Here is a 4,419-nt window from a genome sequence, read left to right on the forward strand (position 1 = left end):
TTCCGACCCCATCATGCGGCGGTGTTTGCCGACCACGGAGAGAACCATGACCCGACAGGTGATATCAGCCGAAATGACGGAAAGGGCCGCTCAAAGGGCTTGACCAGGATCCCCGGAATAAGAGAACGGTGCCGTTCGTATCCGCTACGGTTATCGTCGTGTTCACGTGCTGATGCGTCGTGAAGGCTGGCGCCATGGCCAGAACAAGACGCGGCGGATCTATCGCGAATTGGGCCAGCAATTACGCAACAATACGCCGAAGCGCCGGGTCAAGGCCAAGCTGCGCGATGATCGCAGGCCGGCCACACGATCGAACCAGACCTGGGCGATGGACTTCGTCCATGATCAGTTGGCGAGCGGACACAAGCTTCGCGTCCTTACGATCATCGATACCTTCTCCCGCTTCTCGCCGGGACTGGGCAGCCGTCAACAAAAGTCAGGGATAGCCCCTGGCCCATGTCCTGTTCGCGACTCTTCGATTGTAGTGTTCGCAACGCGAAATTCGAGCGGGCCGCTGCACATTGTCTGTGAAGCCTCCGCACAGCGTGCAAATGCTCATTCTCGCTGCCCTGGACGCGGTTTGCTCAACGCGGTCCAGGACGGCCGCCCGTGGGAGGGATGCCTCGCCTTGTCGTACCTGTCACCATACGGCTTGATCGGCTCCATCTGTCGCGTCACCTCTTCGAGTTCTTCACCGGTGAGGTCCGTTGGGGGATTCCCGATCGCCACGACGATTACGGCCAGCAGCCCATCAATGCCAGTAAAGAGCGCCTCAGCGATATCGTTCAAGAGACCGGAGCCAAGGCGATCCATTATCGCTATGACTGCGGCGTAGCAGGGCATTCGAAAAATGATTCGACAACACGATGACAGAGGGACTTCGCCTCTTGCTCGAGGCCGTCCGTCGTTGTCCTCCGAAAGACGTCGGTGGTGCGCCGGGCTATGCCGAATACCTCGATGCCATCAGCGACCCCGCACATCCGGAGCACGAACAAATGCGCCTCTGGGGTCCGGAGCGGTTCGATCCCAACGTCGTCGACCGGAAGGCGCTCGAGGCCGCCGTCAACGCATTGTCCGCTGGCCTCATTTTTGCTTACTGCAGGTTGGCTGGACGCTCTCAGGATGGAGATTAGAATGTCTGCATTGTCGAAGCTGAACGTACTTGCGCTACCTTTTGCGATAATGGTTGCGCTATTCCCAGCATCCGCAAAAGCGCCGATCTGGAGTTCGAGCGATCAGTACGGTACTTTTGCCCGCGATGGCTATTCCTGGAACAACGACGTATATGGTCAAGGTGCTGGGCCCCAGACGATCTCTGTGCATTCGGTCCACCAGTGGAGTGTGTGGTCGAACCAACCTGATACTGGCGGCATCAAGAGCTATCCCCACGGAGCTTTCAATGTCGGGAAACCGCTGAGTGCGATCAACGACCTGAGGTCGAACTTTAATCAGAACGTCCCGACTAGCGGCCGTTGGAACTTCGCCTACGATATCTGGGACAGCTCAAATACGTATGAGGTTATGCTTTGGACCAACTACACCGGCAATCCGGATGGAAGCGGTGATGTTAAGCCCATTTCTTACAAGTATAACTCTTCAGGGACCGCCGCTGTCCCAGTCTACACAGGCGTAAATGTCGGGGGAGCTACCTGGAACGTGTTTGAAGGCTGGAACAAACATAAGGTTATCTCGTTTTTGCGCAGCTCCAAGACCAACAGCGAGACTGTGGATATCAAGAGTATCCTGCAATGGATAAAGTCGAAAGGATATTTCGGTGACATAATCGTCGGCAGCGTCCAATACGGTGTTGAGATAACCTCATCCCCAGGCGGGCAAAACTTCGAGGTCAATCATTGGGCTGTAATAGCGAAGTGACTACCTTGGGGCCTACGATGAGGTGATCAGCCGCTCCCTCGTTGTGGGCTCGACGAAGATCGGCCGCTGTTCATGATGGCGGGCCTGGCACCGCAGGCCTCGTGCCGAATTAAATTGGCAGGTTCTGCTCAGTTCGTCGCGGCGTGCACCGTCAAGTTGCTGACGTAGTTTTGATATGAACAGTCGCGCAGCCGACGCCCTATCACTTTGTGGTTCGGGCGATGTTGACCTGCCACTGAGTATTTCGGAGTTAGAGTCCCGCCCGAAGTGATCTGCGGTCGGCAAACTGGACCATTTTTGGCTAGAGTTCTCGACTGCCGAACCCTTCGGCTGGGAGGAGCGATGGACCATGAAGGCCTCGAAGTTTTCAGATGCGCAGAAGGCGTTCATCCCGAAACAGGGCAACGACGGGGTTGCGGTGGCGGAGATCTGCCGTAAGGCCGGGATCAGCCAGGCAAGGGGATGTCCCGATCGGTGTTGAACTACGTCGGGCCGACGCTTCCGGAATGAATGTTACGCGGCCCTCGTGACGTGGGCAACGGGCTTGATCGTCATGCGATCGTGGTGAGCTTGAAGGGCCGCACGCAGAAGCGAGAATTGCTTATGCGCCTTCAATCGTCGGAAGCCCTTGTTGGCCTCGATCATGCCGGCCGCGACCTATCGCAAGGCCATACCGGCATCCCGCCAGCGTTTGACGTTGCGCGTGACGCGGCGAATGGTGCCCATCATGTTCTCGGCGATGTTGGTACAGGCGAGCGATCGACGAAGCTCCTTCGGCAGCTTCAACCGGACGACGGTCAGGATTTCGTCGAGGCCTTCGAGGATGCTCGCCGCTACGCCGGGCCATTGCTGGTCGAGTCGACGCGCGAGATTGCGGATCAATTTTTCAGCCTTGTCGGCGTCATCGAGCTCCCAGGCCTGGCGCAGCACCCGACGGGTGGTCGCATGGTACTCTTTCGGTAGCCGTTCCATGATGTTGCGCGCCTTGTGGATCTGGCAGCGCTGGATCCCGGCGGCCGAACCGAAGGTGCGGCGGATCGCCTTCGACAACGCTTTCGCGCCGTTGACGATGAACAGTCTTGGTACCGTCGGGTCGAGCCCGCGCGAGACCAGGTTGTCCAGCAGGGACTGAACCGTTGCGGCGTTCTCGGTCGCCCCCTCCACCAGCGCCAGCGGATGCTTGTTGCCTTCGCCGTCAACCCCGATCGCGGCGACCAGCACGAGATCGTCGCCCAGATGCAGCCCGTCGATTTGGACCACCAGAATGTCGAGCGCGGACAGATCGGTAGCCATGAAGTCGGCCAGCCGCGCGGCCGACAGCGCTACGAACCTCCGCGAGGCCGCCGACTGATCAATGTGTCGACGCGCCGGTTCGGCCGCGCTGTCCGGCTGCCTGAGGGTGACGTGCCGGCACCGCCCGGATCGGGGGATCAGGTTCATCGCCCAGCGACCGAGCCAGTCCTCCTACGCTGCCGTTTCCCAGCTTGGGATCGTGACCTCGCGGCCGTCCACGCCCCGGACCCGCGGGCGCTCGACCTCGATCTTGCCGCCGTGGAAACCGATCCGTCCCCGCGTTCGGCCCCAACGGTGCGCCCGCCGCGCCGCGTCGCGACCGTGGCGCGGCCCGCAGGCCGCCGTGACATCCGCCTCCATCATCGTGCCGAGCGCCTCGATCCCTGCCGCAAGGCAGAACCGATCGAAGCTCGCCCGCACTTCCGCAAACCCTTCGTCCACAGCCCCGGTCGCCGGCGAACCAGCCGGTGTGATATCTCTCGTCATGGCGTTGCTCTCATTTGTGGAATCAACACCCCGAGCCTACCGGCTCAAGGTGGGCAACGCCGACCTCTTCAAACATTCAACAGAACCCGGGACATCCCCATGGTTTTGCAGCAAATCGGCGGTCTGTTGCCGATTGCGCCATGAGGCCGTGCTTCGTTGTAGCATCTGCGCCAAATCTCCACTGTTTCTTGGGCGTCTGCGAGGCTGCGGAACCAGGGCGTGTTGAGGTATTCGGCCCGGAAGTGGCCGTTGAAGGCTTCGATGAACGCGGCGAGTTCGAGGTCATTATCTGGCCGCCCTTGCGACTAGTCCCTATGATTGCAGGGCGTGAGGGCGGCCCGTCATCCGATATGCAACGGTACGAGGGTTAAGCCGGCACAGCCGGCGCAAAGCCTCATGCATAGGAGACGGGCCTGATGAAGTATACCAGATTTGTGGGCATGGATGTCCACAAGGACCAGATTTCCGTTGCGGTGGCCGAGAGCGGGCGCGGCGGCACCGTGGAATACCTTGGCCAGATTGCCAATGATCCGGCGGCCATCAGCAAACTCTGCGCTCGGCTTGCGCGACCCGGCGCCACCCTATCGTTCTTCTACGAGGCCGGTCCCTGCGGCTATGGTCTTCATCACCACCTGACCGGCACCGTTGCAGTAACTTGAAAAGGGCATAACGGACCCCGTCGAACGGGTCATTCAGGCTGCAAGGCCGAAGAGCTGATTGAAGAGACGGACTTCGCCTGTCGCTCGACATCCCTGCTTGTTGTAA

4 protein-coding genes and 4 pseudogenes are annotated in these 4,419 nt (G+C 59.9%); 6 read left to right on the top strand and 2 right to left on the bottom strand.

Features of this window, described 5'->3' with window-relative positions; all coding sequences use genetic code 11:
• Positions 1-136 precede the first annotated feature (136 nt).
• From OCW50_RS32790 to OCW50_RS32810, 5 genes and pseudogenes are all read left to right on the top strand, one after another.
• Positions 137-427: pseudogene (locus OCW50_RS32790) on the top strand (IS3 family transposase); the annotation flags it as partial.
• A 191-nt stretch (positions 428-618) separates the two neighbouring features.
• Positions 619-870, top strand: a complete 252-nt coding sequence (locus OCW50_RS32795; RefSeq protein ID WP_262300378.1) for a plasmid pRiA4b ORF-3 family protein — start codon at positions 619-621, stop codon at positions 868-870.
• Positions 867-1,133, top strand: coding sequence for an IS1096 element passenger TnpR family protein (locus tag OCW50_RS32800; protein ID WP_247654126.1), 267 nt, complete (start codon positions 867-869; stop codon positions 1,131-1,133). The genes OCW50_RS32795 and OCW50_RS32800 overlap by 4 nt, the downstream gene beginning before the upstream one ends.
• Before the next feature lies 1 nt (position 1,134).
• Positions 1,135-1,875: a glycoside hydrolase family 12 protein gene (locus OCW50_RS32805; protein WP_210805028.1), complete on the top strand. Its 741-nt coding sequence runs from the start codon at positions 1,135-1,137 to the stop codon at positions 1,873-1,875.
• A 349-nt stretch (positions 1,876-2,224) separates the two neighbouring features.
• A pseudogene (locus OCW50_RS32810) lies at positions 2,225-2,332 on the top strand (transposase); the annotation flags it as partial.
• Positions 2,333-2,388: 56 nt separating this feature from the next.
• On the opposite strand, the pseudogene OCW50_RS32815 reads toward OCW50_RS32810, so the two are convergent.
• Positions 2,389-3,654 (bottom strand): annotated as a pseudogene (locus OCW50_RS32815) (IS256 family transposase).
• A gap of 68 nt (positions 3,655-3,722) precedes the next feature.
• Positions 3,723-3,923, bottom strand: a pseudogene (locus tag OCW50_RS32820) (integrase core domain-containing protein); the annotation flags it as partial.
• 147 nt (positions 3,924-4,070) lie between these two features.
• On the opposite strand from OCW50_RS32820, the gene OCW50_RS32825 reads away from it, so the two are divergent.
• Positions 4,071-4,313: a hypothetical protein gene (locus OCW50_RS32825; protein WP_210805030.1), complete on the top strand. Its 243-nt coding sequence runs from the start codon at positions 4,071-4,073 to the stop codon at positions 4,311-4,313.
• The last annotated feature ends 106 nt before the right edge of the window (positions 4,314-4,419 follow it).

It is taken from the genome of Microvirga sesbaniae, from assembly GCF_025460805.1.
Classification (GTDB): domain Bacteria; phylum Pseudomonadota; class Alphaproteobacteria; order Rhizobiales; family Beijerinckiaceae; genus Microvirga; species Microvirga sesbaniae.

Coding starts and splice junctions, on each gene's coding strand:
- OCW50_RS32825 (WP_210805030.1), top strand. CDS start 4,071: ATGAAGTATACCAGATTTGTGGGCATGGATGTCCACAAGGACCAGATT.
- OCW50_RS32805 (WP_210805028.1), top strand. CDS start 1,135: ATGTCTGCATTGTCGAAGCTGAACGTACTTGCGCTACCTTTTGCGATA.
- OCW50_RS32800 (WP_247654126.1), top strand. CDS start 867: ATGACAGAGGGACTTCGCCTCTTGCTCGAGGCCGTCCGTCGTTGTCCT.
- OCW50_RS32795 (WP_262300378.1), top strand. CDS start 619: ATGCCTCGCCTTGTCGTACCTGTCACCATACGGCTTGATCGGCTCCAT.